This window comes from Caenimonas aquaedulcis, assembly GCF_015831345.1.
Lineage (GTDB): Bacteria > Pseudomonadota > Gammaproteobacteria > Burkholderiales > Burkholderiaceae_C > Ramlibacter > Ramlibacter aquaedulcis.
Window position 1 is genome coordinate 3,859,727 of record NZ_JADWYS010000001.1, and the last position, 19,934, is coordinate 3,879,660.

The following is a 19,934-nucleotide window of genomic DNA, read 5'->3' on the forward strand; positions in this document are numbered from 1 at the left end:
CATATAAAGGAACCAAATGTCTCTCGACCTGAACGGTAGCCCCGCCGGCACGAACTACGTGATCTCGTACCTCGACGACAGCTCTGCGATCGGCATCGTCGCCTCGGGCGTTGTCGTCGGGAGCGGCAGCTCGTCCGTCAACACGGACGGTGTGAACGCGATACAGATTGGGGGCAACTGGGCATCGGGAGACTATCTCCAGATCGGCACGCTGCCGTCGGGGTTGGTACTGTCCGGCCCAGGCATTGCGGCGGGGGCGACCTCATGGACCGGCCAGGCGACAGGCCCCGTCTTCATCCAGCGCGCGTCGCAGTCGACGACACCAGACGCACAGTGGGGAGCCGCGCTTCAATGCGTGAAGTTCTACAACAGCACGCCCCAGCCCGGGCCGCAAGGCCTGACCGCCGCGTCGCGCACCATCAACATCGATACGCTCAATGCCAGCGGCGCGTTGATCTCGCACGCGACAAGCACGATTAACGTCAATAACGCGCCGTGGGTGCCGGCCCAGGTGGGCAACGCCACGGAAGCCGGCGGCGTGAACAACACGACAGCGGGCGCGCCGGCGACGGGCAACGTGCTGCAGGGACAAGTCATCGACGATCCCATGGATGCCAGCACGGACGTGGTCTCGGCGGTGAGCTTCGGCGGCGCCGCGGGCACGGTCGGCAGCGCCCTGCAAGGCGCGTTCGGCAAGTTGACTCTCAACAGTGACGGCAGCTACACGTACGCCATCGACGAGACCAACGCATCGGTACAAGCGCTGGCCACGAGCGCGCAGATCCTGACGGAGGTCTTCAACTTCACGGTGCGCGACACCGCGGGCGCAACGGGCTCGTCGCAGTTGAGCATCGCGATCCACGGAGCGAATGACGCCGCGACGATCAGCGGCACCAGCGCGGGGACGGTCACTGGCAACAGCAACGTCGTCGCCGGCAACTTGACAGCCGGCGGCGCGTTGAGCATCAGCGATCCCGATGCGGGGCAATCGTCGTTCGTTGCCCAGTCGTCCGTCGCGGGAACGTACGGCACGTTCACCCTGGCAGCCAACGGAGCCTGGACCTACGCGGCGAGCAATTCGCAAAGCGCGATCCAGGGGCTTTCGACGGGCCAGACGCTGACGGACTCGTTCACTGCGAGGTCGCTCGACGGGACATCGAGCAAGGTGGTGGCGGTGACCATCCAGGGGCCCTATCGCGCGCCGGTGGCGGCTGCGGACACGGCCACGGCCGTAGAGGCGGGGGGGGTGAACAACGCTTCCGCGGGAGCCAATCCGGTCGGCAACGTCCTCGCTAACGACACCGTGGATCCGGGTGATAGCAAGACCGTAGCGGCCGTGATGTTCGGCGCGACGGCCGGAGCGGTGGGCAGCGCGCTCACGGGCGCTTACGGGAGCCTCACGCTGAATGCCGACGGCAGTTACGCCTACACGGTCAACAACAGCAACGCGTCGGTGGAGGCGCTGCGCGCCGGCACGAATACGCTGGCGGACACCTTCAGCTACACCCTCAAGAATTCCGCAGGCGCCAGCAGCACGGCCACGTTGACGATCACCATCCAAGGAACCAACGACGCGCCGGTGGCGAACCTGGACCGCTTCGACGTTGTCGCGAGCGGCACGGCCAACGGCGGCACCGTGACGACCGGCGTCAGCGGCAACTTGCTGGCCAACGACGCCGACGTCGATGCGGGCGACACGAAGCAGATGTCCTGGTGGTCTGGAAGCAATTCACCCTACGGGACCGCCGGGAGTGTCACAGCCGGCGGGTTCACGTTCACGGTGAACAGCAGCAATGCGGCGGTGCAGGCGCTCCGCACGTACAACGACACGCTCACGGCGTCGTACCTCGCCGTGATGGCGGCGATGGGCGGCCCCGTCGCGCTGGTGCCGCTGGTCACCATTCCGCTCATGATCGGAACCTCGCTCGCCCTGCAGGGCCCGCTCGATCGGGCGGTGCAGGCATCCATGCAGGCGTCCGTGCAGAAGCAGTCGATGACCATCGAGGTGCTCACGGGCATCGAGGCACTCAAACTTGCCGCGGCCGAAGGCATATTCCAGGGCGCGTGGGAGCGCAGCGTGCGGCAGATCTCCAAGGCCGGGATGCGTTCCAAGCTGATCTCCAGCTTCGGCTCTTCGATGATCGGCTTCTACCAGTCGATCGCAGGCGTGGCGCTGGTGATCGTCGGGGTCTACCAGGTGAGCGAACAAAAGCTCACGCTGGGTGGGCTGATCGCGTGTTCGATCCTCATGTCGCGCGCCCTTGCTCCCATGAGCCAGGTGGCAATGTTCCTCGCGCGCTGGGCGCAGACGAAGATTGCACTGCGCAGCGTGACGCGCCTTCTCGAAAGAGCGGTGGAGCGCCCCGAGGGCAAAACGTTCGTCTTGCGTGACCGGATCGAGGGAAGCGTCGAGTTCCGCGCGGTGACCTTCTCGTACCCGGGCGCGCCGGTGCCCGCCTTGCGCAACGTGAGCTTTTCCATTGCCGCGGGCGAGCGCGTCGCCATCATCGGGCGCTCAGGCTCCGGCAAATCGACCATCGCCAAACTCACCACGGCGCTCTACGACGCGGCCGAAGGGTCGGTGCTCGTGGGCGGGGTGGACACGCGGCAGCTCGATCCGCACCAATTGCGTCGCGCGATCGGCGCGGTGGCGCAAGATCCATTCCTCTTCAACGGTTCCGTGCGCGTGAACATCGCCTACGGCTCCGACGCGGTGGACGACCACCGCGTCATGGATGCCGCGAAGGAGGCCGGCGTCGACGAATTCGTGCGCGCGCATCCCATGGGCTACGACCTGCCGGTGGGTGAACGCGGCGCGCTGGTGTCCGGCGGCCAGCGGCAGGCCATCGTTCTCGCGCGCGCGCTCGTCGGAGACCCCTCCGTGCTGCTGCTGGACGAGCCTTCCAGTTCGCTGGACCTCGCGGGGGAACAGGCGCTTCGGGCACGCCTGCAGACCTTGCGTACGGGCGAAACGCTCATCCTCATCACGCATCGCCTGCAGCTCCTCGACATCGTCGACCGGGTGATCGTGATGCATGACGGAAAAGTCGCCATGGATGGTCCGCGCGCGGCCGTCATGGAGAGGCTTGCACGTCCCGCCAAGGAGGCGCCATGAACTTCGGGGCATGGACGCAACGCTTCGGCTCGTGGAAGGAAGAGGCGCTGTCGGATCCGGAGGGTGACGACGGCACGCGCTCGGTGCGCATCGTCACCTGCACCGTCGCGGTCTTCGTGATCGCGGCATTCATCTGGGCGTCCATGTTCCACATCGACGAGCTTGCGCGGGGACAGGGCAGGCTGGTCCCCGTCGGACGGGTGCAGCCCGTGCAGAACCAGGATGGCGGCGTTCTCGTGGCCATGCTCGTCGCTGAAGGCTCCCGCGTGCGCGCCGGCGATGTGCTGGCCGAGCTCGACGACAAGACGCAGCGGTCCGACTACGAGGAGCCTCATCGCAGGTGGCTGCAGAGCATCGCCTCGCTCGCAAGGATCGAAGCCGAACTCGCCTCACGCCCGATCGCGTTTCCGCATTCGCTGGAAGGGGAGCAGCGCATTCGCGACGATGAAATCGCCGCCCACCGAGCCAATCGCGCGGAACTGGCCGCAATTCTCGCGGGCTACGACGAGATTGCCATACAAAAACGCGAGATGCTCGAGCGCGCGCGGCGCGAGCTGGTCCTGCGCCAGCAGGAAGCCGCGATGCTGGTCAAGGAGCTCGAAATCGTCAGGCCGCTGGTGCCGGCGGTGCTGGCCGAGACGGAAGTGCTGCGCAAGGAGCGGGACCTGCTCAACGTGCGCAGCAGCGTCGTGGCGCAGGAACATGCGATGGGCGAACTGACAAGCGCTATCGCACAGGCGCGTGCCGACCACGCCAAGGCGTTAGGGGACTATCGGGCACGCCTGCAGAAAGAGCTCGTGGAGCGCCGGGCGGACGCCGACATCTACGCGCCCAGGAGCGCGGCGCGCGCCGACAAGGTCGCGCGCGCCAAATTGCTCGCGCCTGTGGACGGCGTCGTGAAGGCGGTGTACTTCCGTCGCCCAGGCCAGGTCGTTCCGCCTGCGGGGGTCGTGCTGGACCTTGTGCCGACCGACGAGGTGCTCATGATCGAAGCGCGCATCCTGCCAAGCGACGTCGGGTTTCTTCGCCCGCACCAGCGTGTCCGCGTGAAGGTGTCGTCTTTCGATTTCGCCATCTACGGCGCGCTGGACGGCACCGTTCGCAACATCAGCGCGGACTCCGTGCAGGAAAAGGACGGCAAGGAGTTCTACGTCGCCCAGGTCGCGCTGGAAGGTGTGCTCAAGGACAAGTCGGGTCAGCCGTTGCCGCTCGTTCCCGGCATGCAGGTCAACCTCGACATCGTGACGGGCAGCCGGACGGTGCTCACCTATCTCTTCAAGCCGATCGTGCGCGGTTTGAACCAGAGCTTCACGGAGAGGTAGCGGCATGCGTGTTCGGTTTCGGCTCATGGTCGTTGCGCTGGCTTGCGTGTCGAGCGGCGGTGCGCTCGCGCAACGGATGGCGGCCGCGGACCTCGTGCGGCATGTGATCGCTGTCGACCCCCAGCTTGCGGCACGGCGGGCTAATGTCCGCGCGGCCGACGGCGATCGGCTTGCGGTGCAATCCGCGCTGTACCCGTCTATCGATGTCTCGTCGCAAATCGGCCGTGCAGGGCAGAAGGACTTGCCGACCCCCAGCCAGTTCAGCGCGAACGACGGCGTCTCCCGGCCAGCCTACTCACGATCGCTCACGATCTCGCAATTGCTCTTCGACAGCGGCAAGTCGGCGATGGAGCTGGAAATCGCGAGGACGCAGATCCTGCGCGAGGCGATCGCACTGGAGAAAGCCGTGAACGAACGCTCGCTCGCCGCGCTGCAGGCGATGCTCGATCTGGCGGCGGCCCGCGAGAAGCTGTCCCGCGCCAAAGCCACGCAGGGACGCCTGGAGCATCTGGTCGAACTTGTCCAGGGCCGTATGCGATCGGGGCAGGCACCCCTCGTTGAATTGCGCCGATCGCAGAGCAGGCTGCTCGAGCAACGAAGGGCGGTCGCCGAGCTCGAGGGCACTGCACGGCAGGCGGTAAAGACGTTCAGTCAGGTGACGCAGCTCGACCCTGCGAAGCTTGAACTCATTGCGCCTCCGGACGCCGCTCCCGATATCGCCGAACTGGAGCATTTGAGGTCCGCGTGCGAAGTGTCGTGTGTGGACGTGAAAGATGCAGAGACTGCAGTGCGGATCGCGGAACTCCAGCTCAAGGCGATGGCGTCCGGCTTTCTACCGAAGGTGGTGCTGCAGGCATCCGCGTCCCGCGCGCTCAACCCCGGAGGCGCGCAAGCACACTATGCGAGCCGCACGGTAGGGCTTGTCGCCAGCTGGAATCTCTTCGCGGGCGGTGGCGATGTCGGCCGCCGCCGGGCGGCCGCCGAGCGGCTCGATTCCGGGCGGTCTCAGAAGGATGCGGTGGTCATCGAGTCGCTCGGCCAGTTCGATCGTGTGCAGCAGCTGTTCCTCACCGCATCGGAGGTGGAACAGCTGGGGAAGTCCGCGGCCGAAATCGCGTCCGACACGCGCTCGCTGGCGGAGAAGGGTTACGAGGCGGGAGTGCGCCCCTTGCTCGACGTGGCCGACACGCTGGTGGAAGAGAACCGCGCACAGGCGGCCCTGATCGATGCCGGGACCCAGAAAAACCTCGCTTGGTTCCATCTGCTCGCACTTCACGGCGAGCTCGCTCGACGCATCGGAGCCGTCGACACCTACTAGCGCGTGTCAGGCGGCGGTGTGCCCGGACGACTCGCCGAGCAGCCCGAGTTCCCGCGCGAGGCGATGGGTTTGCGGGCATGGCGGCTGGCTCAGGATCACGGAGAGCGTGTCGCGGCAAAAACGATAGTGGCTCCATGCGGCAGCCCAGTCACCTTGCGCGTGCGCGGAACGCATCAGGCCGCGATGGGCCGATTCGCAAAGCGGCTCCGCGTCGAGGACGCGCTGCCAAAGGCGGTCGGCTTCGATCCAGCATTTTCGGGACTCGAGCTCCTGGCCGAGTGCCGAAGCGGTCGATATGAACTGAATCGACAGCTTGCGTTGAACCGCCGTGAGCCAGCCGATTTGCTCCGCGCCGCAAATGCCGCCCCTATAAAGCGCGAGCAGCCCGGCACCTAGCCGCGTCAGCACGGCGGTCGCGATATTCTTCAGGCCGAGGGATACGCAATCCGCGAGCCTCGACATTGCTTCCACATCTGTCCACACCTTCTCCGGGTTCAGCGAGATGCGCCCGCCGCGAACAATGACGGTGTCATCGCTGCCGAGCAGCTTGCGCAACCGGTGAATGCTGATGCGTAGTGCCGAATTGGGGGACTCGCACCCGTCCCACAGCCGGTCCTGAAGGAATTCCGACGGCTTCCCGGCGGGCCCTGCAGCGGCCAGAAGGCACAGCAGGTCGAGCACACGCTGCTGGGCCCTGCCGTTCCATGTCACGTGCGACCCTTTCACCTCGATGCGCATCGCGCCGAGCACGCGAACGCGGACGTTGTCGGTTCGGTGGCCGACGTCGAAGCAGCCATCCATGAGCGCATCGAGCAGGTCGCCGGCGCTGCGGCCGATCGGATCGTTCGCGCCGGATCCGGAACTTGCCTGGCTGAAGTCGATGAGGAGCTTCGCTGCTGCCGTGTCGCCTGTGGATTCGATGAAGCATGCCGCGAGGGCGAGACAGGCATCAATCACCCTGTTGGCTGCAATTGCAGCAGGCGGGAGGGTCGCGAGAGGCGCGGGCCTATCCGTTCCCGCAAGATTCGCTCGGAGAGGACTGCTTCGCACGCGGAACTCCTTCTGTTGTCTCCTGGGGCCTGGTTGCAGTTTCCGAGTGCACCGCCCTTCGTTCTTCCATCGTCCCAGTTTCCTGAAACTCATTGTCGGAAAGCGATGGGCACAGCGAATCCGCCTTATGGCTGAGTCGTGTTGGGCCTTTCGACACTTGCCGAGCGACGATGCTGCGATTCGTATGCACGACCCAGCAGCAACGACCCACATCCCCCTCCAGCTTCCGCCTACAAGCCATTGCCTTGCGCCGCACTAGATTGAATCGACGCGGCTGCGTCGCACGCCTGCACGCCCGCAACACGACAGGAGATCACCATGGCCCAGGACGCCATCGCCTTGCTCGAAGCGGATCACCACCGGGTGGAAGAGCTGTTCCGCGAATTCAAGTCGGCCGGGGACCCGCAGGCCAAGCTGCACCTGGCCCAGGTGATCTGCATGGAGCTCACCCTGCATGCCATGGTGGAGGAAGAGATCTTCTATCCGGCCTTCGCCCGCGCCACCGGCGACGAACAGGTGCTGCAACACGCGCTCAAGGAGCACGCGGAGATCAAGGAGCTGATCGCCAAGGTGCTCACCGCCGAGAACCTCGACGGCGCGATCGAAGCCGTCAAGCAGCACACGCTGCACCACGTCGATGACGAGCGCAAGGGCATGTTCGCCAAGGCGCGGGCTTCCGGCATGGAACTCGCCACGCTCGGCGGGCAGATCCAGGCCCGGCGTGCCGAGGTAGCCGACGCGATCCAGGAAGCCTGAGCTTCAGCCCATCGCTCGCACCAGCAGCGGCAGGCTCACATCCATCCGGTAGTCCACCGAGGAGTGGTTGTCCGGGAATTCCTCGTAGGTGTGCGGCACGCCCATCGCGTCGAGCCGCTTGTGCATGCGCCGCGCGCCATAGACGAGGTTGTACTGGTCCACGTCGCCGCAGTCGATGTATAGCGCCTTCATCTGCTTCAGGCCAGGCCCGTGCTTCTCCACCAGCACCAAAGGGTCCCACGCCATCCAGTTCGCCCAGCGCTCGGGGATGATCTCGCAGGTGTCCGGCGTCACCGGCAGGCGAAGGCCGTAGCGCGCGGTGGGGTCGGGGTCGAAGCTCGCGGCCTGCGCCAGCATCATGATGATGTGGACGTCGCTGTCCTTCGTCTTCTTCGCCTGCCAGAACTCGTCCACCCACTGCGCCAGGTCGGGCTGCTTGGCGAGCGCCCGCAATACCGGCACGAATTCATGCCTGTACAGCAGTTCGAAGCCCATGTCGCCCGAGTGCACGCCTGCGGCGCTCCAGAAATCCGGATGGAGCAGCGCATGCGTCATCGCGCCATAGCCGCCGCTCGATTTGCCGAAAAGCCCGCGCCGTCCCGCGCCACCGCACTTGAATTGCTGTTCGACCAGCGGCACGGCTTCCTTCAGCAGGAAGTCATCCCAGCGCCCCATCGCCACGGAGTTCACGTACTGGTTGCCGCCGAGTTTGGTGAAGCAATCGGGGAAGGCCACCACCACGGGCGGCATCTGCCCTTCGGCGATCAGGCGGTCCAGCCGCTCGGGGACGTTCTCGCCGAAGTTCTTCCAGTTGGTGTGCGCCGGGCCGCCGGCGGTGAATCCCACCAGGTCGACCAGCAAGGGCAGGCCGCGCCCGTCATGGCCGTGCGGCACATAGACATCGACGATGCGCCGCGTCGGGTCGCCGAGCAGGTTGCCCTTCAGCGCGTCGCTGTCGAGCGTGAGCCGATGGATGGTGCCGGCCGGGGTGTCGGGATTCTTTCGCATGGGTTCCTTGGTGCAAAGTTGAAGATCGGTTCAGGCAGCGTACCGTGCCAGCGACAAGCCCTCGGTATCGATCGCAGGACGGGCGCCGCCCATCCAGTCCGCAAGCAGCTGCCCGCTCCCCGCGGCCATCGTCCATCCCAGCGTGCCGTGCCCGGTGGACAGCCACAAACCATCGAGGGGTGTGGGCCCGATCACCGGCGTGCCGTCGGGCGTCATCGGGCGCAGCCCTGACCAGAACGTCGCCTTCGCCACATCCCCCGCGCGCGGGAACAGGTCCGTCACCACGTGGTTCAGGGTCTGGCGTCGGCCTTCGCGCAAGGTCAGGCTGTAGCCGGCGAGCTCCGCGGTGCCGCCGACGCGGATGCGGTCACCCAGCCGCGTCACGGCCACCTTGTGCGTCTCGTCCATGATCGTGGACTCCGGCGCATGGGCCGCATCGTCGATCGGCAGCGTGATCGAATAGCCCTTGACCGGGTACACCGGGATGTCGATGCCCACGGGCCGCAGCAGCAGCGGCGAATAGCTTCCCAGCGCGACGACGACGCGATCGGCCTCCATCGCGCCCGCGCCCGTGCGGACACCCGTGACGCGATCGCCTTGCCGCTGCAGCGCCTCGATGTGCACGCCCCACCGAAATTGCACGCCCAGCGCTTGCGCCATCGCAGCGAGCTTCTGCGTGAAGATGAAGCAGTCGCCGGTCTCGTCGCCGGGCAGGCGCAGCGCGCCGACGAACTTCTCCTTCACCAGCGAGAGTGCGGGCTCGTACCGCAGGTAGCCCTCGCGGTCGAGCAGCTGGTAGGGCACGCCGTACTGCTGCAGGATCTCGATGTCCTTGCCCGTGCCGTCCAGCTGCTTCTGCGTGCGGAAAAGCTGCAGCGTGCCTTGGCTGCGTTCGTCATAGGTGATGCCCGTTTCCGCTCGCAATTCGCGCAGGCAGTCCCGGCTGTATTCCGCGAGGCGCACCATGCGCGCCTTGTTCACCTTGTAGCGGGCCTCCGTACAGTTGCGCAGCATCGCCGCGCCCCAGCGCCACATCGCCCAGTCCAGCATCGGCCAGATTACGAGCGGGCTGTGGTGCATCAGCATCCACTTGACCGCCTTGGCCGGCACGCCGGGCCCGGCCCAGGGCGCCGAATAGCCGGGCGACACCTCGCCGGCATTGGCGAAGCTGGTTTCGAGCGCGGGCCCGGACTGCCGGTCGACGATGGTCACCTCGTGGCCGGCGCGTGCGAGGTAGTACGCCGCCGTTGTACCGATCACGCCGCTGCCCAGGACGAGGACTTTCATGGCGCCAAGGCTATCAGCGAATGCCCGGGGGAGGAACCGGAGAAGCAGCTGGCGCCGCCGCCTGCCCTGCGGCTCGACTTGATCTCCGTCAAAGGGCCCCCCCCACGCCCAGCCTATCGTTGCCCCGAGCCCCGACTCCGCGGGGCCATGCGGCGCACGACACGCGCGAAGGAGAACAATATGGGCAGCACCCTCATCGTCTTCTACAGCCTGACCGGCAACTCGCGGCGCCTAGGGCAACTCCTGGCCGCGCAGACCGGCTGGCCTGTCGGCGAAGTCCTGGAGGAACGCCCCCGGACCGCCGGCGCGTCGGGTTACCTGCGCTGCGCCGTCGACTCGTTGTTCCATCGCAGTCCCGAGGTCCGCTACCAGGGACCGGAACCGTCGGACTTCGCGAACGTGGTGCTCGTTGCGCCCATCTGGGCCGGGCGCATCGCCGGGCCGATGCGCAGCTTCGCCCGGGCCTACGGGAGCCGCCTGCAACGCATCGCGCTGCTCACGACCATGGGCGGCCGCGGCGGATCGAACGCCGTCGCCGAGATCGGCCGCGTCGCCGGGCGCGACCCCGTGCTGGCCGAAGTCGTCACCGCGCAGGAAGTCCAGGATGGCAGCTGTGCCCAGGCGGTCGAGGCGTTCGCGAAGGCTGTCGAACGATCCGCACCTGGGGAGCCGGTCCGCCCAGCCGTGTGGTCGCCGGCCTCCTGAGCCGGCGCGCGGCATGAAGACACTGACGGTGGTCGAGGCCGGCCGCGGCACCCACGAAGCGCTGTCGCGCGGACGCGGCACTGTCTGCGCCGTCTTCCGGCGCAGCGTGTACCTGCACCTGCCGGGCGATCGCCATGTGTGCCTGGGCGACGGCACGGTGGGCCGGGGCCCGATCAACGGCATCGTGGCCGAGGGTGCCGAGCTGCATGCGCTGCGCCAAGGCGACCGCGTGCGAGTCAACTCGCGGGATGCGATGCATTGGTTGCCCCGGGTGCGCTCCGCGGCACCGGTTGCCGGGGCGCTGCGCGGCAATCTCCGCTCGCTCCGGAACGCGGCGGCCCTGGGAGTTCCGCGCGATGGCCTGGGCAGCCGGCTCGCCGGCGCGGCGTCGCCCTTCCTGCAGCAGGCGGATGCGGCACTGGACGCGTTCGATGCGTGGCTGCGTTCGCCGGTGCGTGCGTTCCCCGATGCAGCAGTCGGCCTCCTGGGCTGGGGCCCGGGCCTCACCCCTTCGGGCGACGACTACCTGGCCGGCGCGCTGGTCGCCCTGCGCGCGATGGGCTGCGACGCGACTGCCGAGCGCCTGTGGGACGCCTTGCGGGATGCAGCGGCCACGCGCACGCATGCGATCAGCCGTGCCCACCTCGTCGCCGCCGCCGGCGGCGAGGCACACGAGACCCTGCACGATTGCCTCGAGCAACTGTTGGGGGGCGACGAGCCGCGATGGGACGAGCCGCTTGCGCGCCTTTCCCGGGCCGGCCATTGCTCGGGCTGGGATGCACTCGCGGGGGCGGCCGCGGCGGTACGCGCAATGGTGGCATCGAAAGGGGCGACCCGATGACCGCGGCCATGCCCGGCCTGGCGGTGGTGGCGGTCGGTGGCAACGCACTGATCCGGGACCCGGCCCATCAGCTGATCGCCGACCAGTACGAAATGGCGTCGCGCTTTGCCGCGGACGTGGCGGGCATGGTGAGGGACGGCTGGAAGGTCGTGGTGACGCATGGAAACGGGCCGCAGATCGGCTTCGTGCTGAGGCGCTCGGAACTCGCGATGCAGGAGCTGCGGCCGGTGCCCATGGATTACGCCGGCGCGGACATCCAGGGATCCCTGGGGTGGATGTTCGCGCGGGCGCTGCGCAACGAGTTGCGCAGCCGCGGCATGCGGGGCGAACCCGTCGCGCTGGTGACGCAGGTGCTCGTGGACCAGGACGATCCGGCTTTCGCGAGGCCCAGCAAGCCGATCGGCTCCTCGATGGATGAAGCCCGCGCACGGGAGCTCGCAGGCAGGTATGGCTGGACCATCCGCGAGGACGCGGCGGGCGGCTGGCGGCGCGTGGTGGCCTCGCCGCATCCCCGCGCGATCATCGAAGCCGGCGCAATCCGGCAGCTTCTGGATACAGGCTTCGTCGTGGTCGCTTGCGGCGGGGGCGGCATCCCCGTGATCGAAGACGCGGCCGGCCGCCTCCAGGGCGTCGAAGCGGTGATCGACAAGGACTTCGCGTCCGCATTGCTCGCGCGCGAGCTGCGCGCGCAGGCGCTGGTCATCCTCACCGGGGTCGAAAAGGTCGCGCTGGATTTCAGGCGTCCGACCCAGCGCTGGATCGACCGCATGACGGTCGCGCAGGCGCGTCGGCATGACGCGAAGGGGCAGTTCGACAAGGGCAGCATGGGGCCGAAGGTCGAGTCGCTCATCGAATTCATCGAGGGCGGCGGCAGTCTCGGGCTCATCACCGACGCACCGAACCTGGCGCGTGCGCTGCGCGGCGAAACCGGCACGCGCGTTGTGGGGAACTGAAGTGGACGCCGTGACTCCCCTCATCGAGGCGCGCGGAATTTCCAAGGCTTACGGAGCCCTGAAGGCCAACGACCATGTCGACCTGCGCCTGAACCCCGGCGAGGTGCATGCCTTGATCGGGGAGAACGGTGCGGGCAAGAGCACGCTGTCGAAGATCCTCTACGGCTTCGTGCAGCCCGACGCGGGCGACATCCTCGTCGGGGGCAAGCCGGCCGTCCTTCGAACGCCGCGCGATGCGCGCGCGCTGGGCGTGGGCATGGTGTTCCAGAACTTCATGCTGATTCCGCCCATGAGCGTGCTGGAGAACATCGCGCTCTTCCTGCCCGACCTGCCGGCCGTCGTCGATCGGCGCGCGGTGGAGCAGCGCGTGCACGATTTCGCAAAGCGCTTCGGCTTGGGCGTGGACGTCCATGCGCCTGTCCGCCAGCTTTCCGTGGGCGACCGCCAGAAGGTGGAGATCCTCAAGCTGCTGCTGGCCCGTGCGCGCGTTCTGATCCTCGACGAGCCGACCAAGGTGCTCGCGCCGCACGAAGTCGCCGAGTTGTTCCGTGTCTTCGAGTCGCTCAAGGCCGAGGGCTACGCGATCCTCTTCATCACGCACAAGATCCGCGAGGTGCTCGCCTGCGCGGACCGCATCTCGGTGATGCGGCACGGCGCGATGGCGGGCTCCTTCGCGCGCGGCGAAGCGGATGCGCAGAAGCTGGTCGAGACGATGTTCGGCGAGCACGCGCCGATGCAGGCGGCCGTCGCGTCCGCGGCAGTGGCGCCCTCCACGCCGGCGAGCCCGGTGCTGGAGCTGCGCGGCGCGTCGTGCCGGGCCACCGGCAGCGAGACCGCGCTGGCGGAGCTCGACATCAGCGTCGGCGCGGGTGAAATCGTCGGTATCGCCGGCGTTTCGGGCAGCGGGCAGAAGGAGCTGGGCGACCTCATCCTCGGCTTGCGCCCCCTCGCCTCCGGATCGAAGTGGCTGTGCGGCGAGGACGCCTCCGCATGGAGCATCGCCCGGATGCGCGAAGCCGGCGTCGCGGTCATCCCCGAGGACCCGCTCGCGATGGCGGCGTTCCCCGGCATGAGCGTGCGCGAGAACCTCGCGCTCGGCACGGGGCGGCGCTACTGGCGCGGCGCGACGGTCGATTGGCCCGCGCTCGAGGCGGCGATGGCGAAGTCGTTCCGCGCGCTGTCGTTCCCCATGCCCGCGCTCGACCTGCCGCTCGGTGCCCTCTCCGGGGGCAATGTGCAGCGGGTGGTGGTCGCACGCGAGATGGCGCACCAGCCGCGCCTCGTGCTGGCGCTCTACCCGACGCGAGGACTCGACGTGCGCAGTGCCGCGTCGCTGCGCGAGCTGCTGCGCAGCGTGCGCGGTGAAGGCCGCGCGGTGCTGCTCGTCTCCGAAGACCTCGACGAGCTGGCGGAGTTGTCGGACCGGCTTCTCGTGCTTTTCGCCGGAGCCGTCGCCGGCGAATTCAGGCGTGGCGCGTGGACCGCGGAGGAGGTCGGCCTGCTCATGACAGGTTCCAAGGAGGCCGCACATGCCTGATGCCGCTTCGATCGCCGGCTGGCGCGGCTCGGCCGCGATGGCGGCATGCAGCCGCTTCGCGGGCGTCACGGCCGTCGCGCTGGGCGTGTTCGCGCTCGTGCTCCTCGCGGCCGGCAAGGATCCAATCGCGGCCTACGAGAACACCTTCCGCCACACGCTCGCCAGCGCCTACGGCGCGAGCGAGTTGCTGGTGCGCATGACGCCGCTGCTGCTCGCCGCGGTCGCCGTCGCATTGCCGGCGCGCCTGGGCCTCATCAACGTCGGCGGGGAGGGGCAGTTCTACATGGGCGCGTTCATGGCCTCCGCCGCCGCATTCCTCACTCCGCAGGCGCCCGCCTGGCTGCTCCTGCCCTTCGTCGCGCTGGCCGGTTTCGCGGGCGGCGCGCTGTGGGCGGCGATCCCGGGGTTCCTGCGCGCCGCGAGGCTCGTCAACGAAACGGTCGCCACGCTGCTGCTCAATTACGTCGCGCCGCTCGTGGTCAGCTACTTCGTCTACGGGCCGTGGCGCACGCGCGAGAACTCCGCGTATCCCGAGTCGGCGCGGTTCGCGGATGCGGCGCTGCTGCCTTCCTTCTTCGGCACGCGCGTGCATGCGGGCCTGCTGGTCGCGCTGGCCGCGCTCGCGATCTACTGGGTGGTGATCGAGAAGACCCGCTGGGGCCTGGAGATGCGCGCCATCGGCGGCAACCCCGAAGCGGCGCAGCGCCTCGGTGTGCCCGTGCCCGCGTGGATCGTCGCCGCGCTCGCCATCGGGGGCGGCTTCGCGGGCCTCGCCGGCATGGGCGAGGCCATGGGCATCGCGGGCCGCTTGCGCGAAGGCCTCTCGCCCGGCTACGGCTACACGGGCTTTCTGATCGCGTGGCTCGCGGGCGGGCGGCCGCTCGGCATCCTCTTCATGGCCTTCCTGTTCGCGATCATCACCTCGGCGGGCGACAGCCTGCAGATCTCGCAGGGCGTGCCCTATGCGACGGTGAACATCCTGCTCGCAGCGACGCTGTTCGTGGTGCTCGCGCGGCGGACTTCGGGGATGGGCAAATGACGACGCCACTGCTCCTGGGCCTGCTCGCGGGCGCGATCCTGTCCGGGACGTCGCTCCTTTACGCCACGCTGGGCGAGGCGGTGGTGGAGCGCTCGGGCATCGTGAACCTCGGCCTCGAAGGCGTGCTGCTCGTGGGCGCCTCGTCGGGTTTCGCCGTCACCGCGGTGTCGGGCAATGCGTGGCTCGGCCTGCTGACCGCCGCTGCGGCGGGCGCGCTCATGAACATGCTGTTCGGCTGGCTCGTCGTCACGCGCAAGGCGAACCAGCTCGCGAGCGGCCTCACCCTGATGTTCTTCGGTTTCGGGGCGAGTGCTCTCATCGGCGCGCCGCACGTGGGCGCGGTGATCGCGGGCCTGCCGAAGTGGCGGCCGCAGTGGCTCGCGGGTTTCGACTGGGTGCGGGCCAGCACGCTGTTCAACTACGACCTCCTGACCTGGCTCGCGCTGCCCGCGGCGCTGCTCACCTGGTGGCTGCTGTTCGCCACGCGCTGGGGCCTCGGCGTGCGCGCCGTGGGCGAGATGCCGGCCGCCGCGTTCGCGGCCGGCCGCGACACCGCGCACCTGCAATACCAGGCGCTGCTCCTCGGCGGCGCGCTCGGCGGCATCGCGGGCGCGCACCTGTCGCTGTCGCTCACGCTCACATGGGCCGAGTACATGACGGCGGGCCGCGGCTTCATCGCCATCGCGCTCGTGATCTTCTCGAAATGGAACCCGCTGCGCGCGATCGCGGGCGCACTCCTCTTCGGCGGCGCCGAGGCGATGGAGCTGCAGCTGCAGGCGCGCGGCTCCCCCATTTCCCCCTTCGTGCTGCACATGCTGCCCTACCTGCTCACGCTCGGCGTGCTGCTCGCGTGGGGCGGCTCGCGCAGGCTCGCCGCACCGGCCAGCCTCGGCCGCACGTTCTACGGATCGAGTTAACCAGGAGCATCCCATGAAGCAAAGATTCGGCCGGATCCTTTCCGCATGCATCGCCTGCGTGGCGCTCATCGCGGGCCCCGCGCTCGCGCAGGCGACGCTCACCATCGGCGCGGTGTATGTCGGCAGCGTCAACGACCACGGGTACAACCGCTCGTTCCACGACGCGCTCACGCAGGTGGCGCGCGACGTGCCCGGGGTGAAGCTCATCGAGGTGGAGAACGTGCCCGAGAGCGGGCAGTCGGAGAGCGTGATGGAAGGTCTCGTGCAGCAAGGCGCGAAGCTCGTCATCCCCACGAGCTTCGGCTACTCGGACTCCGCGCGCAAGGTGGCGCGGCGCCACCGCGACGTCGCGTTCGAGTTCGCGGGCGACGGCGACACCGAAAGCAACTTCGGCGTGTTCTTCGGCCAGACGCAGCACGCGATGTATGCGATGGGCGTGGCCGCGGGCCGGATGACGAAGACGAACAAGCTCGGCTTCGTCATCGGCGTGCCCATCGGCTATTCGCTGGGCAACGTCAACGCCTTCCAGATGGGCGCGAAGTCCGTGAACCCCGCCGTGCAGACCATCGTCGTCGTGACGGGCGGCTGGTCGGACAAGGCCAAGGAAGCCTCCGCGGCCAATGCGCTGCTGGACCAGGGCTGCGACGTCGTGTCGATGCACGTCGACTCGCCCGCCACCATCATCCGCACCGTCGAGGCGCGCGGCGCCATGTCGGTGGGCTTCCAGTCGATCCAGGCGCGCGAGCTCGCGCCCAGGGGCTGGCTGACCGGCATCGGCTTCGACTGGACGCCGTTCCTCACGCAGGTCGCGAAGGACGTGATGGCCGGCAGGTTCCGCGGCCAGGCGGTGTACCAGGGCTTGGGCCGGATGGTGGTGGTCGCACCCTTCGGCGCGGCGGTGCCGCCGGACGTGCAAGCGCAGGTGCGGCGCGCCGCCGACGAGATCGCAAAGGGCTTCAATCCCTTCACCGGCCCCATCAAGGACAACCGCGGGCGCACGGTGCTCCCCGCCAACGCCACCGTCGGCAACGACCAGATGGGGCGGCTGAACTGGTACGTCGAGGGCGTGGTCGGAAAGGTGCAATAGCCATGGAACTGAAAGAGCGGATCCAGGCGGCCAACGCCGAAGCGCTGCGCCGCATCGTCGCGGCCGATCCCGTGCTGGTGGACGTCGCGCCCGCCGGTGAGGTGATTCCCGGACTGCGCGATCGCATGATCCTGCACTCCGGCCCGCCCATCGACTGGAACCGCATGTGCGGCGCGCAGCGGGGTGCCGCCATCGGCATGTGCCTGTTCGAAGGCTGGGCGCGCGACGCGCAGGAGGCAGGCCGCCTGCTGGCCGCCGGCGAGATCGCGTTCGAGCCGAACCACCATCACTCGGCGGTGGGGCCGATGGCCGGCACCATCACCCGCAACATGTGGGTGTGGGTGGTGGAGAACCGGGCCTTCGGCAACCGCGCGTATTGCCGGCAGGTGGAGAGCTTCCAGCAGTTCGGCGACTACTCGAAGGACGCGCTCGCCGGCCTCGAAAAATGGCGCGACGTGTGGGGCCCCGCCCTCGGCGCGGCCGTGCGCCGGATGGGCGGCATCCCGCTCAAGCCGCTCGTCGCCCGAGCGCTGCAGATGGGCGACGAGATGCACAACCGCGTGCTTGCCTCGTCCAGCCTCTTCGCCAACGCGGTCGCGCCGGAGCTCGTGCAGGCCGGCCTGCCCGCGCGGCAGGTGACCGAGACCATGTATTACGCGGGCAACCATCCGTTCCTGTTCCTGGGCCTCTCGATGGCCGCGGCGAAGGCCTCGATGGACCCGGCGCGCGGCATCGAGGCGAGCACGGTGGTCACGGCCATGGCGCGCAACGGCACCGAGTTCGGCATCCAGGTCAGCGGGCTGGAAGGCGAATGGTTCACGGCGCCGTCGCCGCGCGTGCAGGGCCTGCTGCTGCCCGGATGGAAGGATGACGACGCAGGCCTGGACATGGGCGATTCGGCGATCACCGAAACCGTCGGCTGGGGCGGCTTCGTGATCGGGGGCGCGCCCGGCATCCTCGCGTTCACGGGCGGCACCGCCGCGCAGGCGCTCGGCTACACGCGCGACATGCGCGAGATCACCGTGGGCAGCAGCCCCGACTACCTCATGCCCGCGCTCGACTTCGCGGGCGCGCCCGTCGGCATCGACATCCGCAAGGTCGCCGACACGGGCATCGTGCCGGTGATCGACACCGCGATCGCGCATCGCGAACCCGGACACGGCACGCTCGGCGGCGGCATCGTGCGCCCGCCGATGGCTTGCTTCCACCAGGCGCTCAGGCGTTTCGGCGCGCGCTACCGGCAGGACGCCACGCCATGAAACGCGTGGTGGTCAGCCGCAACCGCTATTTCGACTCGGTGTTCCTCATGCAGGCCGCGAGCCGGATGGCGGCGCAGGCCGGCATGCGGGACGCGTCCGCGCTCATGGCCACGCCCGCCAACAAGGAGATGCTGGCGCGCCTGGGCTACGTGGGCACGCCCGATGCGCAGTTCGCGGCGGCAGGACCGAACGATCTCGTGATCGCCCTCGACGGCGAGCAGGCGGCGGTCGATGCGATCGCGGCGGATCCCGCGTCATGGCTGCGCGGCGGATCGCCCGCAGGCGATGCGACCGCGTCCGCGCCGCGCTCGATCCGCCAGGCGGTGGCCGTGCGGCCCGACGCGAACGTGGCCGTCATCTCGGTGCCGGGTGCGTACGCATCGCGCGAGGCAAGGTCCGCGCTCGATGCGGGCCTGCATGCGTTCGTCTTTTCCAGCAACGTGCCCGTGGACGACGAACTCGCGCTCAAGACCTTCGCACGCGAACGAGGCCTGCTCATGATGGGCCCCGACTGCGGCACCGCGTACATCGGCGGCGCCGGCGTCGGCTTCGCGAACGCCGTGCGGCGCGGGCCCATCGGCATCGTGGGCTCGTCGGGCACGGGCCTGCAGGAATTCTCCAGCCTCGTGCATCGCCGCGGTTCCGGCATTTCGCATGGCATCGGGGTCGGCAGCCGCGACCTGCGCGACGAGATCGGCGGGATCTCGACCTTCATGGCGCTGGACGCGCTGGAAGCCGACCCGCGAACCGGGGTCATCGTGGTGATCGCCAAACGGCCCGGGGCGCGGACGGAAACGAGGCTGCTCGAGCGCTGTGCGCGCAGCGCGAAGCCGGTGATCCTCTGCCTGTTCAGCGTGGACCTCCCGCATACCCCAAGCCTTCGCATCGTGAACACCATCGATGGCGCAGTGGACCTCGCGCTCGGGCCGAGCCCGGCGCCCGAAGCGCTCAGGCCACGCGCCGCGGCGGCGGTCGCCACGATGAGCCCGCGCCAACGTCATGTGCGCGGCCTGTTCGCAGGCGGGACACTGTGCTACCAGGCGCAGGTGATCTTCGGCGCGGCGGGCCTGGCCGTGGCCTCCAACGCGCCTGCTCCGGGAATGACGTTGCTGCCGGACCCGCACGAGAGCGCCGGCACGACGTTCGTGGACATGGGCGCGGAAGTCTTCGTCGAGGGCCGGCCGCATCCGATGATCGATTCGGCGCTGCGCAGGAAGCGCCTGGCGCGCGAGGCCGCCGACCCGTGCGTCGCGCTCATCCTCCTGGACTTCGTGCTGGGCGCCAACGCGTCGCGCGACCCGGTGGGCGACATGCTTTCCGCGATCCGCGAGGCGATGGACGCCGCTCGGCGTCGCGGCGATGCGTTGTGCGTGGCGGCATCGGTCTGCGGCACCGACGGGGACGCGCAGGGGCTCGCGGCGCAGACGCGGGCGCTCACCGATGCGGGCGTCGAGGTCTTTTCAAGTGCCGCGCAAGCCGCGGCGTTCTCGCGCGATGTCGCGCTGTTGCTCGCCGCAAAGGGGACAAAGGGGACAAAGGGGAATCGGCCATGACCACCGAAGGCAAACTGCCGGACCTGCTCGCAGGCACGCCGGTGTTCGTGAATGTCGGCGTCCGTTCGTTCTGCGACGCGCTGGGCGAGGCAGGCTACGCGGTCGTGCAGGTGGAATGGTCGCCCCCACCGGCGGACGATCCGGAGATCGCCGCCTTGCTGGACGACCTGCTGTGAGGCGACGCCCG

The 19,934-nt window shown here is 68.7% G+C and carries 17 protein-coding genes; 14 read left to right on the forward strand and 3 right to left on the reverse strand.

Translation table 11 applies throughout. From position 1 onward, the window contains the following. The first annotated feature begins 16 nt into the window (after positions 1 to 16). From I5803_RS18585 to I5803_RS18595, 3 genes are read left to right on the forward strand one after another with little or no spacing between them, the layout of a single operon-like run. A complete protein-coding gene (locus I5803_RS18585) occupies positions 17 to 3,115 on the forward strand; it encodes a VCBS domain-containing protein (protein WP_196987801.1) in 3,099 nt (1,032 codons plus the stop codon). Beyond that, positions 3,112 to 4,437: an HlyD family type I secretion periplasmic adaptor subunit gene (locus I5803_RS18590; protein ID WP_196987802.1), complete on the forward strand. Its 1,326-nt coding sequence runs from the start codon at positions 3,112 to 3,114 to the stop codon at positions 4,435 to 4,437. The genes I5803_RS18585 and I5803_RS18590 overlap by 4 nt, the downstream gene beginning before the upstream one ends. A gap of 25 nt (positions 4,438 to 4,462) precedes the next feature. Next, positions 4,463 to 5,755: a TolC family protein gene (locus I5803_RS18595; RefSeq protein WP_196987803.1), complete on the forward strand. Its 1,293-nt coding sequence runs from the start codon at positions 4,463 to 4,465 to the stop codon at positions 5,753 to 5,755. A 6-nt stretch (positions 5,756 to 5,761) separates the two neighbouring features. Here I5803_RS18595 and I5803_RS22450 read toward each other — a convergent pair whose 3' ends face one another. Beyond that, entirely contained in the window at positions 5,762 to 6,712 is a 951-nt protein-coding gene (locus tag I5803_RS22450; protein ID WP_196987804.1) for an AfsR/SARP family transcriptional regulator, read from the reverse strand. Positions 6,713 to 7,123: 411 nt separating this feature from the next. Between I5803_RS22450 and I5803_RS18605 the strand changes: the two genes are divergently transcribed. Next, a complete protein-coding gene (locus I5803_RS18605) occupies positions 7,124 to 7,561 on the forward strand; it encodes a hemerythrin domain-containing protein (protein WP_196987805.1) in 438 nt (145 codons plus the stop codon). A gap of 3 nt (positions 7,562 to 7,564) precedes the next feature. Here the strand turns inward: I5803_RS18605 and I5803_RS18610 are convergent, their stop codons facing one another. Both I5803_RS18610 and I5803_RS18615 read right to left on the reverse strand, forming a co-directional pair. Continuing rightward, positions 7,565 to 8,569, reverse strand: a complete 1,005-nt coding sequence (locus I5803_RS18610) for an alpha/beta hydrolase (RefSeq protein ID WP_196987806.1) — start codon at positions 8,567 to 8,569, stop codon at positions 7,565 to 7,567. 30 nt (positions 8,570 to 8,599) lie between these two features. After that, entirely contained in the window at positions 8,600 to 9,856 is a 1,257-nt protein-coding gene (locus tag I5803_RS18615) for a D-amino acid dehydrogenase (RefSeq protein WP_196987807.1), read from the reverse strand. 180 nt (positions 9,857 to 10,036) lie between these two features. Between I5803_RS18615 and I5803_RS18620 the strand changes: the two genes are divergently transcribed. Genes I5803_RS18620 through I5803_RS18665 form a run of 10 tightly spaced genes read left to right on the forward strand, consistent with a single transcriptional unit; the run spans position 10,037 to position 19,923 of the window. Then, complete coding sequence (locus tag I5803_RS18620; RefSeq protein ID WP_196987808.1) at positions 10,037 to 10,561, forward strand: flavodoxin family protein; 525 nt, start codon at positions 10,037 to 10,039, stop codon at positions 10,559 to 10,561. Positions 10,562 to 10,574: 13 nt separating this feature from the next. Beyond that, a complete protein-coding gene (locus tag I5803_RS18625) occupies positions 10,575 to 11,402 on the forward strand; it encodes an oxamate carbamoyltransferase subunit AllH family protein (protein ID WP_196987809.1) in 828 nt (275 codons plus the stop codon). Then, positions 11,399 to 12,355, forward strand: coding sequence for a carbamate kinase (locus tag I5803_RS18630; RefSeq protein ID WP_196987810.1), 957 nt, complete (start codon positions 11,399 to 11,401; stop codon positions 12,353 to 12,355). Before I5803_RS18625 ends, I5803_RS18630 begins: the two co-directional genes overlap by 4 nt. Before the next feature lie 10 nt (positions 12,356 to 12,365). Further along, positions 12,366 to 13,892 carry an ABC transporter ATP-binding protein gene (locus I5803_RS18635; protein WP_196987811.1) on the forward strand — a complete coding sequence of 509 codons (1,527 nt, stop codon included), beginning with the start codon at positions 12,366 to 12,368 and terminating at the stop codon, positions 13,890 to 13,892. Then, positions 13,885 to 14,931 carry an ABC transporter permease gene (locus tag I5803_RS18640; RefSeq protein WP_196987812.1) on the forward strand — a complete coding sequence of 349 codons (1,047 nt, stop codon included), beginning with the start codon at positions 13,885 to 13,887 and terminating at the stop codon, positions 14,929 to 14,931. The genes I5803_RS18635 and I5803_RS18640 overlap by 8 nt, the downstream gene beginning before the upstream one ends. Continuing rightward, on the forward strand, positions 14,928 to 15,848 hold the full coding sequence (locus I5803_RS18645; RefSeq protein ID WP_196987813.1) for an ABC transporter permease: 921 nt from the start codon (positions 14,928 to 14,930) through the stop codon (positions 15,846 to 15,848). Before I5803_RS18640 ends, I5803_RS18645 begins: the two co-directional genes overlap by 4 nt. Before the next feature lie 13 nt (positions 15,849 to 15,861). After that, positions 15,862 to 16,935 carry a BMP family ABC transporter substrate-binding protein gene (locus tag I5803_RS18650; protein WP_196987814.1) on the forward strand — a complete coding sequence of 358 codons (1,074 nt, stop codon included), beginning with the start codon at positions 15,862 to 15,864 and terminating at the stop codon, positions 16,933 to 16,935. Between the two features lie 2 nt (positions 16,936 to 16,937). Then, a complete protein-coding gene (locus I5803_RS18655; protein ID WP_196987815.1) occupies positions 16,938 to 18,194 on the forward strand; it encodes a YlbE family protein in 1,257 nt (418 codons plus the stop codon). After that, entirely contained in the window at positions 18,191 to 19,747 is a 1,557-nt protein-coding gene (locus I5803_RS18660) for an AllF/FdrA family protein (protein WP_196987816.1), read from the forward strand. Before I5803_RS18655 ends, I5803_RS18660 begins: the two co-directional genes overlap by 4 nt. After that, positions 19,744 to 19,923, forward strand: coding sequence for a hypothetical protein (locus I5803_RS18665; protein ID WP_196987817.1), 180 nt, complete (start codon positions 19,744 to 19,746; stop codon positions 19,921 to 19,923). The genes I5803_RS18660 and I5803_RS18665 overlap by 4 nt, the downstream gene beginning before the upstream one ends. The last annotated feature ends 11 nt before the right edge of the window (positions 19,924 to 19,934 follow it).

Bases quoted from the DNA above. Each gene is read 5' to 3' on its own strand.
- I5803_RS18660 (WP_196987816.1), top strand. From the start codon at position 18,191: ATGAAACGCGTGGTGGTCAGCCGCAACCGCTATTTCGACTCGGTGTTC.
- I5803_RS18640 (WP_196987812.1), top strand. From the start codon at position 13,885: ATGCCTGATGCCGCTTCGATCGCCGGCTGGCGCGGCTCGGCCGCGATG.
- I5803_RS18645 (WP_196987813.1), top strand. From the start codon at position 14,928: ATGACGACGCCACTGCTCCTGGGCCTGCTCGCGGGCGCGATCCTGTCC.
- I5803_RS18585 (WP_196987801.1), top strand. From the start codon at position 17: ATGTCTCTCGACCTGAACGGTAGCCCCGCCGGCACGAACTACGTGATC.
- I5803_RS18610 (WP_196987806.1), bottom strand. From the start codon at position 8,569: ATGCGAAAGAATCCCGACACCCCGGCCGGCACCATCCATCGGCTCACG.
- I5803_RS18615 (WP_196987807.1), bottom strand. From the start codon at position 9,856: ATGAAAGTCCTCGTCCTGGGCAGCGGCGTGATCGGTACAACGGCGGCG.
- I5803_RS18655 (WP_196987815.1), top strand. From the start codon at position 16,938: ATGGAACTGAAAGAGCGGATCCAGGCGGCCAACGCCGAAGCGCTGCGC.
- I5803_RS18665 (WP_196987817.1), top strand. From the start codon at position 19,744: ATGACCACCGAAGGCAAACTGCCGGACCTGCTCGCAGGCACGCCGGTG.
- I5803_RS18595 (WP_196987803.1), top strand. From the start codon at position 4,463: ATGGTCGTTGCGCTGGCTTGCGTGTCGAGCGGCGGTGCGCTCGCGCAA.
- I5803_RS18650 (WP_196987814.1), top strand. From the start codon at position 15,862: ATGAAGCAAAGATTCGGCCGGATCCTTTCCGCATGCATCGCCTGCGTG.
- I5803_RS18625 (WP_196987809.1), top strand. From the start codon at position 10,575: ATGAAGACACTGACGGTGGTCGAGGCCGGCCGCGGCACCCACGAAGCG.
- I5803_RS18630 (WP_196987810.1), top strand. From the start codon at position 11,399: ATGACCGCGGCCATGCCCGGCCTGGCGGTGGTGGCGGTCGGTGGCAAC.
- I5803_RS18605 (WP_196987805.1), top strand. From the start codon at position 7,124: ATGGCCCAGGACGCCATCGCCTTGCTCGAAGCGGATCACCACCGGGTG.
- I5803_RS18590 (WP_196987802.1), top strand. From the start codon at position 3,112: ATGAACTTCGGGGCATGGACGCAACGCTTCGGCTCGTGGAAGGAAGAG.
- I5803_RS18620 (WP_196987808.1), top strand. From the start codon at position 10,037: ATGGGCAGCACCCTCATCGTCTTCTACAGCCTGACCGGCAACTCGCGG.